The organism is Methyloversatilis sp. (genome assembly GCF_965284615.1).
Taxonomy (GTDB): domain Bacteria; phylum Pseudomonadota; class Gammaproteobacteria; order Burkholderiales; family Rhodocyclaceae; genus Methyloversatilis.
The window spans coordinates 962376-979511 of sequence record NZ_OZ260098.1 but is presented as its reverse complement, the minus strand read 5'-3'; the positions used below and the strand labels follow the sequence as shown (position 1 = coordinate 979511).

The window sequence follows — 17136 nt, the reverse complement described above, 5'->3', positions numbered from 1 at the left end:
AGCCGGATCTCAGGCTGCGCTCTTCGGCGCGCTGCGCTTGGCCAGCTTTTCCTTGATGCGCGCCGACTTGCCCGAACGCTCACGCAGGTAGTACAGCTTGGCGCGACGCACGTCGCCACGGCGCTTCACTTCGATCGACGCGATCAGCGGCGAATAGGTCTGGAAGGTACGTTCGACACCTTCGCCGCTGGAAATCTTGCGGACGATGAAGTTCGAGTTCAGGCCACGGTTACGCTTGGCGATCACAACGCCTTCGTAGGCCTGGACACGCTTGCGGTCGCCTTCGACCACGTTCACGTTGACGATGACGGTGTCGCCCGGCGCGAAGTCGGGGATGTTCTTGCCCAGACGGGCGATTTCTTCCTGCTCGAGTTGCTGGATCAGATTCATGTCTTGACTCCTGGTCTATGGCATTGCCTTGCCGCAGAGCACGTTTGCCGTGATGCGCGCGTTTTGTTGGGGGAACGGCATGACGACTGCCGTCCGCGGTACTGCAAAAAACTACTTCTCTTCCTGCGCCAGCAGATCCGGACGACGCCTGCGCGTCAGTTCCAGCGCCTGCTCGGCGCGCCAGCGACGTATCCGCGCGTGGTCGCCGGACAGCAACACCTCGGGCACCGGCCTGCCGTCCCAGACCTCAGGACGGGTGTAGTGCGGGCAATCGAGCAGCCCGCCGACGAAGGAATCCTCGACCGCGGACGCTGCATCGTTCAGCGCGCCCGGCAGCTGACGGATGATCGCGTCCATCAGCGCCATCGCCGGCAGTTCGCCACCGGACAGCACGAAGTCGCCCAAGGACAGCTCCAGATCGACATCGCGGTCGATCAGCCGCTGATCCATGCCCTCGTACCGACCGCAGAGCAGTATCAAGGCCGGCTCGGCTGCCAGATCCATCACCCGCCGGTGCGTCAGACGCTCACCGGCCGGCGAGAAATGCACGACCTTGACCGATCCCGGATGACGCGCCTTGCAACTTGCGATCGCCTGAGCCAACGGTTCAGCCAGCATCACCATGCCCGGACCACCGCCGTAAGGTCGGTCGTCAACGGTGCGGTGCGCGTCCGTCGCGAAATCGCGCGGATTGGTATGCCGGACCTGCCACAACGATCTTTCCATCGCCCGCCGCGTGATGCCGCTGCGTTCGATGGCTGAAAACATTTCCGGGAACAGCGAAATCACCTCGAAGGTGACTGGCTTCCCCGCTTGCACACCACTTACCACTGCGCGTCCCATTCGACACGCACGACCGCTGCTTCGCGGTCCACGTCCTTCACCACCGCCGAAACGAAGGGGATCAGGCGCTCTACCGCATTGTCTGCCCCGGTTGCGTCATCGACGACGACCAGCACATCGTTCGCACCGGTTTCCAGCAGCCGGTCCACACGACCGAGCCGTTCGCCTGTCTGATTGACGACTTCGAGGCCGATCAGATCGCCCCAGTAGTACTCGTCATCTTCCGTATCCGGCAGATCGTGGCGCTGAGCGGCAACATACAGGCCGACCAGCTTTTCCGCCGCGGTCCGGTCGTCACAGCCCTCGAAGCGGACGATGGGTCCCTTGGCCTGAAGCTTGAAGCCATCGAGCTTGAGCTCGCGCCAGCGTTCCGGCGCAGCATCCGCATCGGCGCTGACCAGCCAACGCTCGATCACCTTCCAGGACTGCGGATCGTCGCCAAAGGCCTGCAGATGCAACCAGCCCTGCACGCCGAACGGAGCGGCAATGCGCCCCAGTACGACCATTGCTTCGGAAACGTGCTTGATCAGGCTGCCTGCTGCTTGACCAGACGGGCAACCGTCGGGCTCAGCTGGGCGCCGACGCTCTGCCAGTAGGCCAGGCGTTCGGCATTGACCGACAGGCTGGTGGTGCCTTCAGGAGCGACCGGGTTGTAGTAACCGACGCGCTCGATGAAACGACCATCGCGACGATTGCGCGAGTCGGTGGCGATGATGTTGAAGAACGGGCGCTTCTTGGCACCCCCACGCGCGAGGCGAATAACGACCATTACGATTCCTTCGAAACGAGGAAAACCCGCGATGTTAGCGAAGTACCGGAGTTACCGCAAGGACTGCCCGCTACTCAGCCGACCGGGTTCTGCTGCCTGAGCACGACCTGCTGAACCAGCGCACGCAGACGGGCCGGCCGCACCGGCTTGTGCAGCACCGGGTAGCCGCGTGCAGCGGCCATGCGACGAACCTGCGGGTCGGTGTCGCCGGTCACCAGCGCGGCCGCGATGTCCCCGCTCTGTTCGGCCAGCAGCGCGTCGAGCACGTCGATACCGCTGGCCACGGCAGCCAGGCGGAAGTCGCACAGGATGAGCGACGGCACCTTGTCGCGCTGTCTCATCATGTCGCGCGCTTCCGAAAGGTTGGCCGAGCAGAGTACCTCGCACCCCCAGGATGCAAGCAGGCCGGCAATGCTGGTGCGCGACCCCGGGTCGTCATCGATCACCACGACGAATACTGACAGGGGTACCTGCAACGGTTCCGGTTCGCCTGTCTGATGACGCCCCACCGGCGCCGCAACAACCGGCACTTCAATCGAGAACACCGAGCCGCGCCCCGCTCGCGAGCGGATCGCCACGTCGTGCCCGAGCAGGCCAGTCAGCCGGCGCACGATGGCGAGACCCAGGCCGAGGCCCTGCCCGCGCGCCCGCGCCGGGTTCTGCAACTGATAGAACTCCTCGAAAATCATGTCGTGCGCCTCGGGCGGAATACCCGGCCCTGAGTCGCGCACCTCGATCACCGCACTGGCGCCGCGCCGTCGTACGACCACCAGTACGCCGCCGCGCTGCGTGTAGCGCACCGCATTCGACAGCAGGTTGATCATGATGCGTTCGAGCAACAAGGGGTCCGACTCGACCCACAGATCGGTCGCCCGGAGCTTCAGTCGCAGGCCACGCTGCAGCGCGTCGGCGGCGAAGTCCTCGACGATGCGGGTAAGCATGGGCTGCAGCGGGAATTCCGACCGGCGCACCGTCACGCCGCCGGCGTCAAGCTTGGACATGTCCAGCAGTGCGTCGAGCAGATCTTCCATGGCGCCGACCGATTCCTCGATCTGTCGGATCAGTGTACGGTGCTCCGATCCACGCAGGCGCTCGGCCAGTTCGGCCACGAACAGTCCCAGCGCGTGCATGGGCTGCCGCAGGTCATGGCTGGCGGCAGCAAGGAAACGCGACTTCGCATGATTGGCGCGCTCCGCTTCGTCGGTGCGACTGCGCAGCTGGCGGGTGGCATCCGCAATCCTCGCCTCGAGTTCGTCGCGTGCGCGCAGCAAGCGCTCGGCCATGCCGTTCACGCCCTCGGCCAGCACGCGCAGCGAACCGCCGCCAAATACCGACACGCGCGCGGTGAGGTCACCCTCGCCGATGCGGCGCACCGCGCGCGACACTTCGCGCACCGGCCCGGTCACCGTCTGGCTGATGCGCATCGCGAACGCACTCGCCGCCAGCAGCGCAGCTGCGACGACGATGGCCGTAGTGACGATGAAATCACCCTTCATCGCATCGACCCGCTGGCGCGACACCTCGACCAGCACCCAGCCCACCGGCTGCCGATCGGCCGGCATCTCGCTCAGACCGTCGAATACGTCCGGATCATCGAGTACCGCACTGCGCAGTATCGGCTCGACGAACATCAACGAATGTTCGAGCTCGATCAGCGCAAGCCCCGCCGGGCGCCTGCCCGGCACGTAGGCTTCCGGACTGAGTTCGCCGCCGGATACCACGAGGTCGCCATCACGACTCGAGACCATGATGCCGCTTACGTCGCGCTCGCGACGCGCCGCTTCGATCAGCGACACCAGCGACTCAGTATTGCCGGAGAACACCCCGTAGTCGGCAGTGGCGGCCACTTGCCGCGCAGTCGCGCGCCCGCGCTCGACCAGGCCGTTCTCAAGTTCGGCCAGCCGGTGCAGCACCATCCAGATGCCGGCGGCGATGCCGAACACGACGACTGGCGCAAGCGCGACCAGCAGCACGCGTTGCCGAATGCCCCAGCGTTTCATGGCAGTCGCTCCTGGCGGACCAGTTTGTCGCGCAGCGCGTCGCCATCCTCGATGCGCAGCCCGAGCGAGCGCGCGACGTGCGCGTTGACCGACACGGTGAAATGTCGAGGATGACGCGGCGCCGGCCAGGTGCGCTCGCGCATCCAGAAGGCGATCGCGTCCGCCGTCTGGCGGGCGATCTGCTCCGGTGTCGAATACAGGGACATGACGGCACCGGCACGCGCGTACGCCGCCGAGAAGCCGACCACCGGCACCCGCGCACGAAACGAAGTGAGCAGAAGATTGCGTATGGTTCCCGCGTTATGCACCTGCGGATCGGGCAGCGCCAGGAAGACGTCGGCGTTGTCGAGCACCTGCGACAGCGCCGCGAACAGCGACGACTCGCCGGTGAAGCTGCCGCTGGATATCTGCATCGAAGTGCCGGCAACGGCATTCTTCAAGGGCTGCAGGCGCTCCGGGTCGGCGGCATCGAAGAGCACGCCGATCCGTCGGGCCTCGGGCAGCGCGATACGTATCAGGTTGACCTGGCGGATGAAGGGCTGATCGATGTGTATGGCCGACCAGCGGCGCGTGTTGCCCGCGACCAGCATCGACTCGAATGCGTTCTGCGGCACCAGCACGCTGAGCACCGGCGTCGGCACGTCCGCCTGCACCACAGTACGCAAGGCCCCGGCACCGACCGCGATCACGGCGTCGTGCGCGGTCAGGGAGGCGGCATTGAAATCGTTCCGCGTCGCCACTGCCAAGGAGAAACCGCCGCGGGCACTGCGCTCGTTCTTCAGCGCCTCGGCAAATTCGCCATAGGCGCCGCCCGGCTCGCTCAACAGCACGAGCACGGATGCCGCCTGCGCCAGCCCGCACAGCAGCAGTGAACAGAGCATCAAGAGCATGCGCACGGCGAGGCCGATGCGGCCGACGCGTGTCATTGCGGAGAACGAGTGTATTGACGCCAGCACTCGCGCGCGGGGCAAGCCCGATGGGAAGGGAAGACGCAACGAGTATGCAGCAAGGGCGTCCGGCGCATCATCATCCGAAGGGCTGATGATGCGCACCTGCCGACGATCAGCGCTGGCCGAGCGCCTGCGCGATCTGTTCCTGCATGCGCCAGGCCGCCGCCGCCGGATCGGCCGCGTTGCGGATCGGCCGCCCGACCACCAGATAGTCGGCGCCGTTGGTCAGCGCCTGCGCGACATCGACCGTGCGCTTCTGGTCATCGACCGGGCGATTCTCGACCGGCCGGATGCCCGGCGTCACCACCAGGATGCGCTCGCCCAGTTCGGCGCGGATGTGCGGCGCCTCCAGTCCCGACGACACGACTCCGTCGCAGCCCGCGGCCAGCGCGCGCCGAGCGCGCGACAGCACCAGCGCATCGACATCGCAGGCAAAGCCCAGATCGTCGAGGTCGCCCCGATCCAGGCTGGTGAGCACGGTGACGGCGAGTATCTTCAGCGCCCCCTTGTCGGCGCCGGCGGCTTCCATGATGGCCTGGTTGCCGTGAATGGTCGCGAAGGTGGCACCGCTCGACGACAGCGCGCGTACCGCGGAGCGCACGGTTTCGGGCACATCGAAGAACTTCAGGTTGACGAAAACCTTCTTGTTTCGTGCGATCAACCAATCGAGCAGTTCGAAGTAGTTGCCGCTCATGAACAGTTCGAGGCCAATCTTGTAGAAGCGGACGGCGTCGCCGAGCTGGTCGACGATGGCACGCGCCTGGTCCGCAGAGGGCACGTCAAGCGCAACGATGAGTCGATCGGCGGGGTCGATGGCGGCCTTGGACTGGACGGAGGAATTAGGCATGTTCATGGTGCGGACGGAAAGTGAGGCGTATGGCCTGCGCAGACAAAACACGAGTTTACTAGAATCAGCGCTCTACACGTCCTTGCGCCCCACCCCGATGTCCGCCCCCGCCCCCGTTACTGCCGCGCCCGACAGCCTTTTGCGCTCGGCAAAGACCGGGGATCCATTGCGGACAGTACTCGACTGGCTGGCAACACCCGCCGCCGGCGATCCCGGGCACGAGGCGGCCGCGCTGGCCACCTGCCTCGGCGTACTTGCCCAGGCGCGCATGGACGCGCCGGCGCGGGTACGCGTGCTCGACATCTTCCATGACCGCGCGCTGGCCTGCGCAACGGCACTGAAACCGCAGCTTGCCGCCAGCGCGCTGCCGGTGCCGGCCACGCTGCGCGATGCCGCCGATCTGCTGTGCGACGCGCTGATGCAGATTGCGCGCAGCTATCTCGACGCCCTGCAGGCGCGCGCCGCACACAAACCGTCGCGCGCGGCAGGGCACGCCATGCTCTGCCTGCTCGACGTCTATGCCCTGCGCACGCTGACCGCAGCCGACGTACCGCCAGGCATGTGGACAACGGCGCACGCCCTGCTGATGCACGCCCGCATGATGGCCACGCCGGCCACCCAGATCGCCGGCTCGGCGGACGCCGAACAGCTGCACCGCGAATTGATCGCGCTCGAACTGGCCCAGCCGCCGCACCTCGCGCCGGCCGATTTCTTCAACATCGCCGATTACGTGCGCAGCTACTCGGGCGCCGTGCAGATCCAGCCCAACCCGCCGCATCGCGACCTCGATTCCTGGTTCTGGATAGACGACGAGCACGATCACGGCCCGACGCCGCTGCTGCGGGCGGCGCCCGACCCGGAACGCGGTCCGCACATCCTCTACTGCTCCTGCCAGCGGCTCGGTCAGGTGCTGGCCCATCATCTCGACCTGATCGACGAAGGCGGCAACGTTGCCGACATGTATCTGCCTGCCTGCCTCGGTCAGACGCGCACGCGTCGCCTGCTGCGCCGCCTGCAGGCGCGCTGGATGGCGATGCCGCGCCGGCAGCATGCACGGCGCGAACGTGGCCAGGCAATACGCATGCTGATCGGTTTCGACGCCATCTGGCACCTGCTCGAACGGCGCGATCCAGCCGCCGACTGGGGCAACCAGACCACCGGCTGGACCTTGCTCAACGACAGTCCGAACGGTTTCGCGCTGCGCCTCGACACCGGCCCGACCGGCCTGGTCCGGCCCGGACTGCCGGTGCTGATCAAGGGCAGCGGCAGTCGCAACTGGATGATCTGTGTCGTGCGCTGGGCGCGCAGCGCCAGCGCGGGCGCCATCGATGTCGGGGTGGAACTGCTCAGCCACGGCGCCCAGGCGGCGACCGTCGTGTTCGAGGCATCGGGGTCGCGCACCGCCGTACCCGCGCTGCGCCTGCCGCCGCTCACCAGCCACCGTCCGCACCCCTGCATCATGCTGCCGCCCGGCGAGGCCAACGGTCGCGACCTGCTCATCGCGCACAATTCCGGTGGCCGCTACCGGCTCGGCGACGCTCGTCTGTCCGATCTCGACCTGCAGACGCAGGCCTTCGAACTTTTCGAGATCGAGGAAATGAGCGCCAATACGAGCGGTGGTCGATCCGATCCTGCCAGCCGCCCCTGAGTCAGCCCGAGTGCCGCCCGCTCCGGTCGTGCAGCACAGCGGTCACCGCAGCACCGAACAGCACGATGGACCAGAACAGGTAGAGCCAGAGCAGAAAAACCGGCAGCGTGGCCAGCGCACCATAGACCACCGCGTAACCGGGCATGTGCTCGATGTACAGACTGAGCAACTTCTGCATCAGCGTCAGCAGCGCGGTCGCCACGACGGCGCCCCACAGCGCGGGGCGCAGGCCGACGGCGGCGCGCGGCAGGGTCCTGTAGAGCAAAAGCAGGAAACCGGCGGTGACCAGCGCTGCCGCACTGCGCAGCAGGAAAACCTTGACCCAGGCCGGTTCATTCACCATGCCGAGCGAGGCGGTGACGAGGTAGAGGCTCAGCGCCGTGCCGGCGCCGAGCGCGAACGGTGCAAGCACCGGCAGCGCCAGATAGATCAGCGCAGTGCGCCGCAGCCGCCGGGGCGGTCGCTGCGGCCACATCGCATTGAGCGCGTGGTCGGCGGTGCGCACCCACACCCAGGCACTGCCCAGCAGGAGCAACAGATCGACCAGCGACAGCCGCCGCGCCTTGGCGACGAAGCGCGTCGCGTGGCGCACGACCGACGAGCCTGCGTCGTCCGGCAGCAAGGAGCCGGTAAGGTAAGCCTGCAGCGGCTTGCCGAACTGCAGTGCGTCCGGCAGCCAGACGGACAGCTGACGCACCAGCACGATCAGCGGCACCAGCGCGAACAGCAAGGCGAATGCAAGCGCGGCCGCCGACTGCGCGGCGCGGCCCTCGCGGTGTCGCGATGCGGCCGCGCCCAGCACGTGAAAGGGACGAATCAGAAGATCGATCAGCGGTGAAGACATTGGGGAAGGTGGCAGGTCCGTCAGCAGATCGGGACCGGCAAAGCTGTACACTCCGGGCCTCATTCTGCTGGATGGCCCGCATTGAAAGAAATTCTCGTCCTCTACTACAGCCGCTACGGATCCACGCTGAACCTGGCACGCCAGATCGGCCGCGGCATCGATTCGGTCGAGGGCGCGGCGGCACGCCTGCGTACCGTGCCGCCGGTATCGACCGTCTGCGAGGCGACCGCTGCGGCCGTACCGGACAGCGGCGCGCCCTATGCGGAAGCCCGCGACCTCGACGAATGCATCGGCCTCGCCCTCGGCAGTCCGACCCGCTTCGGCAACATGGCCGCGCCGCTGAAGTACTTTCTTGACGGCACCAGCCCGCAGTGGCTGGCCGGTGCGCTCGCCGGCAAGCCAGCCGCGGTGTTCACCTCGACCACGTCCATGCACGGCGGGCAGGAAAGCACCCTGCTGAGCATGATGCTGCCGCTGCTGCACCACGGCATGCTCGTCGTCGGCCTGCCCTATTCCGAACCCGATCTGTCAACCACGCCGGACGGTGGCACGCCCTACGGCGCCAGCCACGTGAGCGGGCACGACGGGCGGACGCAGCTGTCGGAAGCCGAAGCACGACTCGCCTTTGCGCTCGGCCGCCGGCTTGCGCTGACCGCACTCAAACTCGCCGCCTGACCATGACCGCACGACACTGGAACCTGCTGGCCTCGTCCAGCCTTATCGCCCTTATCCTGCTCGGCCTCGCCTGGGAGCTGTGGCTGGCTCCGCTGCGGCCGGGCGGTTCGTGGCTGGTGCTGAAGATAGTGCCGCTGCTGGGCGCGCTGTTCGGCATCCTGCGCGGCAAGCGCTACACGCATCAATGGATGTCGCTGCTCAGCCTCGCTTACTTCACCGAAGGCATCGTGCGCGCGACTTCGGACAGCAGCCCGTCGGCACAGCTGGCCCTCGCCTACACACTGCTGTCGGTGGCGCTGTTCCTCGGCTGCCTGTTCTACTCCAAGCTGACCGCGCCGAGCCGGCTCGCGCAATCGCGCTAGCCGGCGCGCCGTCGTTCAGATCGGGCTTTCGCCCTGCGGGTTGAGTTTCTGCACGCCCTGCAGCTTGTTCAGCGCATTGATGTAGGCCTTTGCGGACGCCACGATGATGTCGGTGTCGGCGCCCTGGCCATTGACGATGCGCCCACCCAGTGCTAGACGCACCGTCACTTCGCCCTGCGCATCGGTGCCGGTGGTGATCGCGTTAACCGAGTAAAGCAGCAGTTCGGCACCGCTCTTCGCCACCGATTCGATGGCACAGAAAGCCGCATCGACCGGCCCGCTGCCATTGGACGACACCTTCACTTCGCGCCCGCCGTCCGACAGCGTGACCACGGACTGCGGCAGTTCCCCGGTTTCCGAGCGCGAGCTCAGCGCGACCAGCTTGTACTGCTCCTGCTCCGGCGTGACCGCTTCGTCGCTCATCAGCGCCTGGATATCCTCGTCGAAGATTTCGTGCTTCTTGTCAGCCAGCTCCTTGAAGGCGGCGAAAGCGACATTCAGTTGCTCCTCCGACTCGACCACGATGCCCAGTTCGGTCAGTCGGGCGCGGAAGGCGTTGCGGCCCGAGTGCTTGCCGAGCACCAGCTTGTTGGTATTCCAGCCCACGTCCTCGGCACGCATGATTTCGTAGGTTTCGCGGTGCTTGAGCACGCCGTCCTGGTGGATGCCGGATTCGTGCGCAAAGGCGTTGGCGCCAACGACGGCCTTGTTCGGCTGGACCGGATAGCCGGTGATGGTCAACACCAGGCGCGAAGCCGGCACGATCTGCGTCGCGTCGATGCGCGTCTCGACACCGAACACGTCGCGGCGCGTGCGCACGGCCATCACGATCTCCTCCAGCGAAGCGTTGCCCGCGCGCTCGCCCAGACCATTGATGGTGCACTCGACCTGACGGGCGCCGGCCATCACCGCGGCCAGCGAATTGGCGACCGCCATGCCGAGGTCGTTGTGACAGTGCGTTGACCACACCACCTTGTCGGCGCCCGGCACGCGCTCGATCAGGATGCGCATGCGCTCGGCCCACTGCGCCGGTACCGAGTAACCGACGGTGTCCGGCACGTTGATAGTCTTCGCGCCGGCCTTGATCACCTCGGTGAACACGCGCACCAGGAAGTCGATGTCGGAGCGCACCGCGTCTTCGGCCGAGAATTCGACGTCCTCGGTGTACTCGCGCGCCCAGCCGATCGCCTTGATCGCCTGCTCGACCACCTGGTCGGGGCTCATGCGCAGCTTCTTCTCCATGTGGATGGGGCTGGTCGCGATGAAGGTGTGGATGCGGCCGCTGGCTGCCGGCTTGATCGCCTCGCCAGCGCGACGGATGTCGTTCTCGCTGGCGCGCGCCAGCGAACAGACGGTGGATTCGCGGATGGTTTCAGCCACCGCACGCACCGATTCGAAGTCACCGTTGGAGGCGGCCGCAAAGCCGGCCTCGATCACGTCCACGCGCATGCGCTCAAGCTGGCGGGCGATGCGCAGCTTCTCGTCGCGCGTCATCGACGCGCCCGGGCTCTGTTCGCCGTCGCGCAGCGTGGTGTCGAAAATGATGAGGCGGTCGGTCATTGCAATCTCCGGGGCGCGTCCGCGGCGAGGCGGGCGCGCAAGGTCGTTTCTTCAAACAGGCGGCTGGCCGCGAACGGCACAGGGTCGCGAATATAGTCGCCGGGTCGCGCCGCGACAACGGCGTACCGGCTCAGGCCTCCGGTGGCGTCGGTGGCAGTTGCGGCTTGCGCCGCGAGAAGCGGATCAGCCACATGACGTAGCCGGACAGGCCGTAGGCAACGAACAGGCTGAACAGCACCACCGGCGGGTTGACCGACACGGCGACGAAGGCCAGCACGAAGCCGAAAATGACGATGAAGGGCACGCTGCGGCGCAGGTTGATGTCCTTGCCGCTCCAGAATTTCACGTTGCTCACCATGGTCAGGCCGGCAAACAGCGTGATGACGAAGGCCGCCCAGCGCATGTCCGGTCCGGTGTAGCCGTTGTCCGTCGCGACCCAGACGAGGCCGGCCACCAGCGCCGCGGCGGCCGGGCTGGGCAGGCCCTGGAAGTAGCGCTTGTCGACGGTACCCAGATTGGTGTTGAAGCGGGCCAGGCGCAGCGCTGCGCCGGCGCAGTAGATGAAGGCGGCGATCCAGCCCCACTTGCCCAGACCGCGCATGGCCCACTCATAGGCGATGAGGGCCGGGGCGGCACCGAAGGACACCATGTCGGACAGCGAATCGAACTCGGCGCCGAAGGCCGATTGCGTATGGGTGAGTCGCGCGACACGGCCGTCGAGACCGTCGAGCACCATGGCGATGAAGATGGCGACGGCCGAGTATTCGTAGCGTCCGTTCATCGCCTGCACGATGGCGTAGAAACCTGCGAACAACGACGCCGTCGTGAACAGGTTGGGCAGGATGTAGATGCCGCGCCGGCGTTTCACCGGATCGGCAGGCTTGATGTATTGCGGGTCGTATTCGGACATGCATTCACTCCGACGAACCATGCGCGGGATCACCGCCGCACGGTTTTTGCGTTTCAGGCCGGTTCGGCCCCCGATGCTCGCGGCGCCCGCTTCATGGACAGACTGCGCCCCGGCGCCGCGAACTGACGACAGGCTGCGAGCCGCCCCGAACGTATCAGGATGACGCGCATCGCGGAAGCGTCCGATGATGACGCGAGTGCCCCTCGCGCGCCCCGCATCGCCCGGCCTGGAATGCAAAAAGGCCCGGTGGCCCGGGCACGGATGTGCCGGAACCGCCGGGCCAGGCGGGACGCCAATCAGTTCTTCGACTGGTCGACCAGCTTGTTCTTGGTGATCCACGGCATCATGCCGCGCAGTTGCGCACCAACCTTCTCGATCTCGTGGGCGGCGGTCAGGCGGCGACGGGCGGTCATCTCCGGATAGTTGGTCCGGCCTTCGAGGATGAAGTTCTTGGCGTAGTTGCCATTCTGGATGTTGGCCAGGCATTCCTTCATCGCGGCACGGGCTTCGCCAGCGATCACGCGCGGGCCAGTGACGTACTCACCGTATTCCGCGTTGTTCGAGATCGAGTAGTTCATGTTGGCGATGCCGCCTTCGAAGATCAGGTTGACGATGAGCTTCACTTCGTGCAGGCACTCGAAGTAGGCCATTTCCGGCGCGTAACCGGCTTCGGTCAGCGTTTCGTAACCGGCCTTGATCAGCTCGACCAGACCACCGCACAGCACGGCCTGTTCGCCGAACAGGTCGGTTTCGGTCTCTTCGCGGAACGAGGTTTCGATCACGCCGCCCTTGGTGCCGCCGTTCGCAGCCGCGTACGACAGCGCGAGGTCACGCGCCTTGCCCGACTTGTCCTGGTACACGGCGATCAGCGACGGGACACCGCCTCCGCGCAGGTACTCGGAACGCACGGTGTGGCCCGGGCCCTTCGGGGCGACCATGACGACGTCCAGGTCTTCGCGCGGAATGACCTGGTTGTAATGGATGTTGAAGCCGTGGGCGAACGCCAGGGTCGCGCCCTTCTTGATGTTCGGCTCGACGTCGCCGTAATACACCTGCGGAATGTTCTCGTCCGGCAGCAGGATCATGACCAGATCGGCACCCTTCACCGCGTCGGCCACTTCCTTCACCTTCAGGCCAGCGCCTTCCGCCTTCTTCCACGACGCGCCGCCCTTGCGCAGGCCGACCGTGACCTTGACGCCGGAATCCGACAGGTTCTGTGCGTGGGCATGGCCTTGCGAACCGTAGCCGACGATGGTGACTTTCTTGCCTTTGATCAGGGACAGGTCTGCGTCCTTGTCGTAGAAGACTTTCATGGGTTTTCCCTTGTGCTGTGTAGGTTTATGCGGTGCTGCGGGCTGGAGCGGAATGCGGTGTGCGGATCAGAGGCGCAGGATGCGGTCGCCGCGGCCGATGCCGGCGACGCCGGTGCGCACGGTTTCCAGGATCAGCGAACTGTCGATCGCGCCGACGAAGGAATCGAGCTTGGCGGTGTTGCCGGTCAGTTCGATCACATAGGTCGAGTCGGTCACGTCGATGATGCGGCCGCGGAAGATGTCGGCGACGCGCTTCAGTTCTTCGCGGTCCTTGCCGGTGGCGCGCACCTTGATGAGCATCAGCTCGCGCTCGATGTGCGCGGCTTCCGACAGGTTGACCACCTTGACCACCTCGATCAGCTTGTTCAGCTGCTTGGTGATCTGCTCGATGATGTCGTCCGAGCCGGTGGAGATGATGGTCATGCGCGACAGCGAACCGTCTTCGGTCGGCGCCACGGTCAGCGATTCGATGTTGTAGCCACGCGCCGAGAACAGGCCGGACACGCGCGACAGCGCGCCCGCTTCGTTCTCGATCAGTACGGAAATGACATGCCTCATTGCGAGCGCCTCTTTCTGGAAATCAGGAACCGCCGCCGCGAAGACGGGCTGCCGGAGGCCGGTGCCCGCTGCCTGACAGACCGGTAAGTCCGTCAGGCGGACCCGGCGACGCATGGCTGCCGGGGTCCGCGCACGACAGTGTCGGGGTATTGCGTTACAGGTCCTCGGACGACAGGATCATGTCGGTCAGACCCTTGCCGCCCATCACCATCGGATACACGTTCTCGGTCGGATCGACCTGGAAGTCGATGAACACCAGATCGTTCTTGCGCTTGAAGGCCTCGCGCAGGGCGTCCTCGACGTCACCCGGCTTCTCGACACGGATGCCGACGTGGCCGTAGGCCTCGGCCAGCTTGGCGAAATCGGGCAGCGAATCCATGTAGGACTCGGAATAGCGGTTGCCGTGGATGATTTCCTGCCACTGGCGGACCATGCCCAGATACCGGTTGTTCAGGCTGCAGATCTTCAGCGGAATGCGGTACTGCTTGCAGGTTGACAGTTCCTGGATGTTCATCTGCACCGAACCTTCACCGGTCACCACCGCCACCGGCGAGCCAGGATGGGCAAGCTGCACGCCGATGCCGTAGGGAATGCCCACGCCCATCGTGCCCAGACCGCCGGAATTGAGCCAGCGGCGCGGCTTGTCGAACTTGTAGTACTGGGCCGCCCACATCTGGTGCTGGCCGACGTCGGACGTGATGAAGGCGTCGCCCTTGGTCACTTCCCACAGCTTTTCGACCACGAACTGCGGCTTGATCACTTCGTCGCTCTGCTTGTACTTCAGGCAGTCACGACGGCGCCATTCCTCGATCTGCTTCCACCACTCGCCGAGCGCTTCCTTGTCCGGGCGGTCGTTCGACGCGTCGAGCAGGCGCAGGATGTCGTCCAGCACGTCCGGCAGATTGCCGACGATGGGCACGTCCACCTTCACGCGCTTGGAAATCGACGACGGATCGATGTCGATGTGGATGATCTTGCGCGCAACACGGGCGAAGTCGGCCGGGTTGCCGATCACGCGGTCATCGAAGCGGGCGCCCACGGCGATCAGCACGTCGCAGTACTGCATCGCCATATTGGCTTCGTAATTGCCGTGCATGCCCAGCATGCCGACGAACTGCTTGTCGGTCGCCGGATAGGCGCCCAGGCCCATCAGCGTGTTTGTACACGGGGCACCGAGCGTGCGCACCAGCTTGGTCAGCTTTTCCGAACAGTCGGACAGGATGACGCCGCCACCGGCGTAGATCATCGGGCGCTTGGCTTCCAGCAGCAGCTGGACGGCCTTCTTGATCTGGCCCTGATGCCCCTTGGTGATCGGGTTGTAGGAACGCATCGTGACCGACTTCGGATAATCGAACTCGGCCTTGGCCATCGTGATGTCCTTCGGGATATCGACCAGCACCGGGCCCGGACGGCCGGTCTTGGCGATATAGAAGGCCTTCTTGATGGTCGTGGCGATGTCCTTGACGTCCTTGACCAGGAAGTTGTGCTTGACGCAGGGACGGGTGATGCCGACCGTGTCGCACTCCTGGAAGGCATCCTGACCGATGGCCGCGGTCGGGACCTGACCGGAAATGATCACCATCGGGATCGAATCCATGTAGGCGGTCGCGATGCCGGTGATCGCGTTGGTCACACCGGGGCCGGAGGTCACCAGCGCAACACCGACGCGCTCGGTCAACCGCGAATAGGCGTCGGCCGCATGCAGCGCTGCCTGCTCGTGGCGGACCAGTACGTGCCGGACCTTGTCCTGCTTGAAAAGCTCGTCGTACAGGTACAGCACGGCGCCGCCCGGATAGCCGAAAACATACTCGACCTTTTCTTCCGCAAGGCACCTGACTACAATTTCCGCTCCGGTCAAAAGCATCGCCACACCTGTAAAAAAATTCCGGAAAAGCCGCAAAGGGTAGCTGTCGCACAGTTCCCGGTCAAGGCATTTTCGGCATCGCACGGGCCTGACCGCCCGCTCCGCAGCGATCGCCACCCACCCTGAGAAAGACACATCCTGGCATCTCGCGAAGAACTTTCCGGCTTTCTCGCCGCGGTCGAACGGCGCGCCTTCAAACAGGCCGTTTTCGCGCTGCGCGACGACGAATCCGCACTCGATGCCGTGCAGGACGCGATGATGAAGCTCGCGGAAAAGTACGCCGACCGCCCGGCGGAAGAGTTTCCGATGCTGTTCCAGCGCATCCTGCAGAACGTGATCCGCGACATGTTCCGGCGGCGCAAGGTGCGCTCGACCTGGACTACGCTGCTGTCGTCCTTTACCGGCGCGGACGAGGACGACGATTACGACCCGCTGGACAACATGGTGATCGACGAGCCGTCCGAACTGGGCCGTACGCCGGAGCAGAACCTCGAACAGAGCGAGGTGATGGCTCTGATAGAGCGTGAAATATCCCGCCTCCCGACGCGTTAACGCGAAGCTTTTCTGATGCGTTACTGGGAGGAATTGGACATTGCCGAAACGGCCGCCGTCATGGGCTGTTCGGAAGGCAGCGTCAAGACGCATTGCTCGCGCGCGACCCACGCGCTCGCTGCCGCCCTCAAACTGCGTGGCATCAAGCTATGAAATCCACCGTTCGAACGACATTTCCGTCCGCGGCGACCGACGAGGCCGCGATCGGCCAGCGCGCACACGCGGCGCTCGAAGCCTCCTGCACCGAACTGCCCCCCGACATCGTGTTCCGCCTGCGCCAGTCGCGCGAGCGGGCACTGGCTGCTGCCACGCCGCGGCGCCGACTGGCGTGGCTGCCCCGTTTCGCCAGTCTGCCGGGCAATCTCGGCGGCGGATGGCTGCGCGACGGACTGGCGCCGACCGTCGGCATCCTGATGCTCGCACTGATCGCCGCCCTGGCCAGCCAGCAATCGCAGGACGAGCGCTTCAACGAATCCCTCGATATCGACAGCGCCCTGCTGACCGATGACCTGCCCATCGACGCCTACCTCGATCGCGGTTTCGGGGCCTGGCTCGACAGCCAGGGCAGATCCTGATGCGACGCAAGTTTGCCGGTGCGCTGCTTGCAGCCACCCTCGCCTGCGCCGGCGCGTCGGCACAGACCCGGGCGCCGGGCTGGCATCAGCTCGATCAGGCTGAACAGGCCATCCTGTCGCCGCTGGCCGCCGACTGGGACAGCTTCGACGCCGAACGCCGGCGCAAATGGCTCGACCTCGCCGCCCGCTATCCGTCGATGACGGTGGAGGAACAGTCGCGGATGCGCGCGCGCATGAGCTACTGGGGCAGCCTGACGCCGCAGGAGCGTATCGAGGCACGCGAGCGCTACAAACGCCTTCAGGCAATGCCCGCCGACCAGCGCGAAACGCTGCGCCGGCAATGGGAAGCCTACGAAGGGCTGTCGCCCGAGGAACGCAGCCGGCTCGGCGCGGCCCAACGCCCGGGCAGCAAGGCGCCGGGCGCGGCGGCCGCAGCGCCGGTCCGCAAATAATCAGGCTGCTTCGTCGTCCACTTC

General features: G+C 65.7%; 18 protein-coding genes and 1 pseudogene. 6 read left to right on the top strand and 13 right to left on the bottom strand.

From position 1 onward, the window contains the following. Nucleotides 1-9: 9 nt before the first annotated feature. From rplS to pyrF, 7 genes are all read right to left on the bottom strand, one after another. The gene (rplS, locus tag ACQ66H_RS04790; protein ID WP_019919401.1) at nt 10-390 is read right to left on the bottom strand and encodes a 50S ribosomal protein L19; all 381 of its coding nucleotides are present in this window, start codon (nt 388-390) and stop codon (nt 10-12) included. 111 nt (nt 391-501) lie between these two features. Continuing rightward, nucleotides 502-1233 (bottom strand): tRNA (guanosine(37)-N1)-methyltransferase TrmD, encoded by a 732-nt coding sequence (trmD, locus tag ACQ66H_RS04785; protein ID WP_430433033.1) that lies wholly within the window; start codon nt 1231-1233, stop codon nt 502-504. Then, the gene (rimM, locus tag ACQ66H_RS04780) at nt 1215-1739 is read right to left on the bottom strand and encodes a ribosome maturation factor RimM (RefSeq protein ID WP_430433032.1); all 525 of its coding nucleotides are present in this window, start codon (nt 1737-1739) and stop codon (nt 1215-1217) included. The genes trmD and rimM overlap by 19 nt, the downstream gene beginning before the upstream one ends. Before the next feature lie 20 nt (nt 1740-1759). Then, complete coding sequence (gene rpsP, locus ACQ66H_RS04775) at nt 1760-2002, bottom strand: 30S ribosomal protein S16 (protein ID WP_019919404.1); 243 nt, start codon at nt 2000-2002, stop codon at nt 1760-1762. Nucleotides 2003-2076: 74 nt separating this feature from the next. Further along, nucleotides 2077-4002, bottom strand: coding sequence for an ATP-binding protein (locus ACQ66H_RS04770; RefSeq protein ID WP_430433031.1), 1926 nt, complete (start codon nt 4000-4002; stop codon nt 2077-2079). Continuing rightward, on the bottom strand, nt 3999-4928 hold the full coding sequence (locus tag ACQ66H_RS04765) for an ABC transporter substrate-binding protein (RefSeq protein ID WP_430433030.1): 930 nt from the start codon (nt 4926-4928) through the stop codon (nt 3999-4001). Before ACQ66H_RS04765 ends, ACQ66H_RS04770 begins: the two co-directional genes overlap by 4 nt. Before the next feature lie 136 nt (nt 4929-5064). Beyond that, nucleotides 5065-5799: an orotidine-5'-phosphate decarboxylase gene (gene pyrF, locus ACQ66H_RS04760; protein ID WP_430433029.1), complete on the bottom strand. Its 735-nt coding sequence runs from the start codon at nt 5797-5799 to the stop codon at nt 5065-5067. Between the two features lie 166 nt (nt 5800-5965). Between pyrF and ACQ66H_RS04755 the strand changes: the two genes are divergently transcribed. Beyond that, nucleotides 5966-7447 carry a hypothetical protein gene (locus tag ACQ66H_RS04755; protein ID WP_430433028.1) on the top strand — a complete coding sequence of 494 codons (1482 nt, stop codon included), beginning with the start codon at nt 5966-5968 and terminating at the stop codon, nt 7445-7447. 1 nt (nt 7448) lies between these two features. Here the strand turns inward: ACQ66H_RS04755 and ACQ66H_RS04750 are convergent, their stop codons facing one another. After that, nucleotides 7449-8291, bottom strand: coding sequence for a YhjD/YihY/BrkB family envelope integrity protein (locus ACQ66H_RS04750; RefSeq protein ID WP_430433027.1), 843 nt, complete (start codon nt 8289-8291; stop codon nt 7449-7451). 81 nt (nt 8292-8372) lie between these two features. On the opposite strand from ACQ66H_RS04750, the gene wrbA reads away from it, so the two are divergent. Both wrbA and ACQ66H_RS04740 read left to right on the top strand, forming a co-directional pair. Then, nucleotides 8373-8966: an NAD(P)H:quinone oxidoreductase gene (gene wrbA, locus ACQ66H_RS04745; protein ID WP_430433026.1), complete on the top strand. Its 594-nt coding sequence runs from the start codon at nt 8373-8375 to the stop codon at nt 8964-8966. Between the two features lie 2 nt (nt 8967-8968). After that, complete coding sequence (locus tag ACQ66H_RS04740; protein WP_430433025.1) at nt 8969-9328, top strand: DUF2069 domain-containing protein; 360 nt, start codon at nt 8969-8971, stop codon at nt 9326-9328. Between the two features lie 15 nt (nt 9329-9343). On the opposite strand, the gene ACQ66H_RS04735 is transcribed toward ACQ66H_RS04740, so the two are convergent. The 5 genes from ACQ66H_RS04735 to ACQ66H_RS04715 all read right to left on the bottom strand — a co-directional run bounded on the left by ACQ66H_RS04735 (nt 9344) and on the right by ACQ66H_RS04715 (nt 15533). Beyond that, nucleotides 9344-10888, bottom strand: coding sequence for a 2-isopropylmalate synthase (locus ACQ66H_RS04735; RefSeq protein WP_430433024.1), 1545 nt, complete (start codon nt 10886-10888; stop codon nt 9344-9346). A gap of 130 nt (nt 10889-11018) precedes the next feature. Beyond that, nucleotides 11019-11798, bottom strand: a complete 780-nt coding sequence (gene pssA, locus ACQ66H_RS04730; protein ID WP_020163612.1) for a CDP-diacylglycerol--serine O-phosphatidyltransferase — start codon at nt 11796-11798, stop codon at nt 11019-11021. 296 nt (nt 11799-12094) lie between these two features. Then, on the bottom strand, nt 12095-13111 hold the full coding sequence (ilvC, locus tag ACQ66H_RS04725; protein WP_430433023.1) for a ketol-acid reductoisomerase: 1017 nt from the start codon (nt 13109-13111) through the stop codon (nt 12095-12097). 66 nt (nt 13112-13177) lie between these two features. Then, entirely contained in the window at nt 13178-13669 is a 492-nt protein-coding gene (gene ilvN, locus ACQ66H_RS04720; protein ID WP_430433022.1) for an acetolactate synthase small subunit, read from the bottom strand. A gap of 154 nt (nt 13670-13823) precedes the next feature. Next, nucleotides 13824-15533, bottom strand: coding sequence for an acetolactate synthase 3 catalytic subunit (locus ACQ66H_RS04715; RefSeq protein ID WP_430433021.1), 1710 nt, complete (start codon nt 15531-15533; stop codon nt 13824-13826). 138 nt (nt 15534-15671) lie between these two features. Here ACQ66H_RS04715 and ACQ66H_RS04710 point away from each other — a divergent pair. From ACQ66H_RS04710 to ACQ66H_RS04700, 3 genes and pseudogenes are all read left to right on the top strand, one after another. Next, a pseudogene (locus ACQ66H_RS04710) lies at nt 15672-16238 on the top strand (RNA polymerase sigma factor). Next, nucleotides 16235-16660, top strand: a complete 426-nt coding sequence (locus tag ACQ66H_RS04705; protein ID WP_430433020.1) for a DUF3619 family protein — start codon at nt 16235-16237, stop codon at nt 16658-16660. Before ACQ66H_RS04710 ends, ACQ66H_RS04705 begins: the two are co-directional and overlap by 4 nt. Further along, entirely contained in the window at nt 16660-17112 is a 453-nt protein-coding gene (locus ACQ66H_RS04700; protein WP_430433019.1) for a DUF3106 domain-containing protein, read from the top strand. Before ACQ66H_RS04705 ends, ACQ66H_RS04700 begins: the two co-directional genes overlap by 1 nt. Nucleotides 17113-17136: the final 24 nt, after the last annotated feature.

Excerpts from the sequence above, each read along its gene's own strand:
- ACQ66H_RS04705 (WP_430433020.1), top strand. The coding sequence starts at position 16,235 with ATGAAATCCACCGTTCGAACGACATTTCCGTCCGCGGCGACCGACGAG.
- ACQ66H_RS04740 (WP_430433025.1), top strand. The coding sequence starts at position 8,969 with ATGACCGCACGACACTGGAACCTGCTGGCCTCGTCCAGCCTTATCGCC.
- ACQ66H_RS04770 (WP_430433031.1), bottom strand. The coding sequence starts at position 4,002 with ATGAAACGCTGGGGCATTCGGCAACGCGTGCTGCTGGTCGCGCTTGCG.
- ACQ66H_RS04765 (WP_430433030.1), bottom strand. The coding sequence starts at position 4,928 with ATGACACGCGTCGGCCGCATCGGCCTCGCCGTGCGCATGCTCTTGATG.
- ilvC (WP_430433023.1), bottom strand. The coding sequence starts at position 13,111 with ATGAAAGTCTTCTACGACAAGGACGCAGACCTGTCCCTGATCAAAGGC.
- trmD (WP_430433033.1), bottom strand. The coding sequence starts at position 1,233 with ATGGGACGCGCAGTGGTAAGTGGTGTGCAAGCGGGGAAGCCAGTCACC.
- ACQ66H_RS04700 (WP_430433019.1), top strand. The coding sequence starts at position 16,660 with ATGCGACGCAAGTTTGCCGGTGCGCTGCTTGCAGCCACCCTCGCCTGC.
- pyrF (WP_430433029.1), bottom strand. The coding sequence starts at position 5,799 with ATGCCTAATTCCTCCGTCCAGTCCAAGGCCGCCATCGACCCCGCCGAT.
- ACQ66H_RS04735 (WP_430433024.1), bottom strand. The coding sequence starts at position 10,888 with ATGACCGACCGCCTCATCATTTTCGACACCACGCTGCGCGACGGCGAA.
- rimM (WP_430433032.1), bottom strand. The coding sequence starts at position 1,739 with ATGGTCGTACTGGGGCGCATTGCCGCTCCGTTCGGCGTGCAGGGCTGG.
- rpsP (WP_019919404.1), bottom strand. The coding sequence starts at position 2,002 with ATGGTCGTTATTCGCCTCGCGCGTGGGGGTGCCAAGAAGCGCCCGTTC.
- ilvN (WP_430433022.1), bottom strand. The coding sequence starts at position 13,669 with ATGAGGCATGTCATTTCCGTACTGATCGAGAACGAAGCGGGCGCGCTG.
- ACQ66H_RS04715 (WP_430433021.1), bottom strand. The coding sequence starts at position 15,533 with ATGCTTTTGACCGGAGCGGAAATTGTAGTCAGGTGCCTTGCGGAAGAA.
- rplS (WP_019919401.1), bottom strand. The coding sequence starts at position 390 with ATGAATCTGATCCAGCAACTCGAGCAGGAAGAAATCGCCCGTCTGGGC.
- pssA (WP_020163612.1), bottom strand. The coding sequence starts at position 11,798 with ATGTCCGAATACGACCCGCAATACATCAAGCCTGCCGATCCGGTGAAA.
- ACQ66H_RS04750 (WP_430433027.1), bottom strand. The coding sequence starts at position 8,291 with ATGTCTTCACCGCTGATCGATCTTCTGATTCGTCCCTTTCACGTGCTG.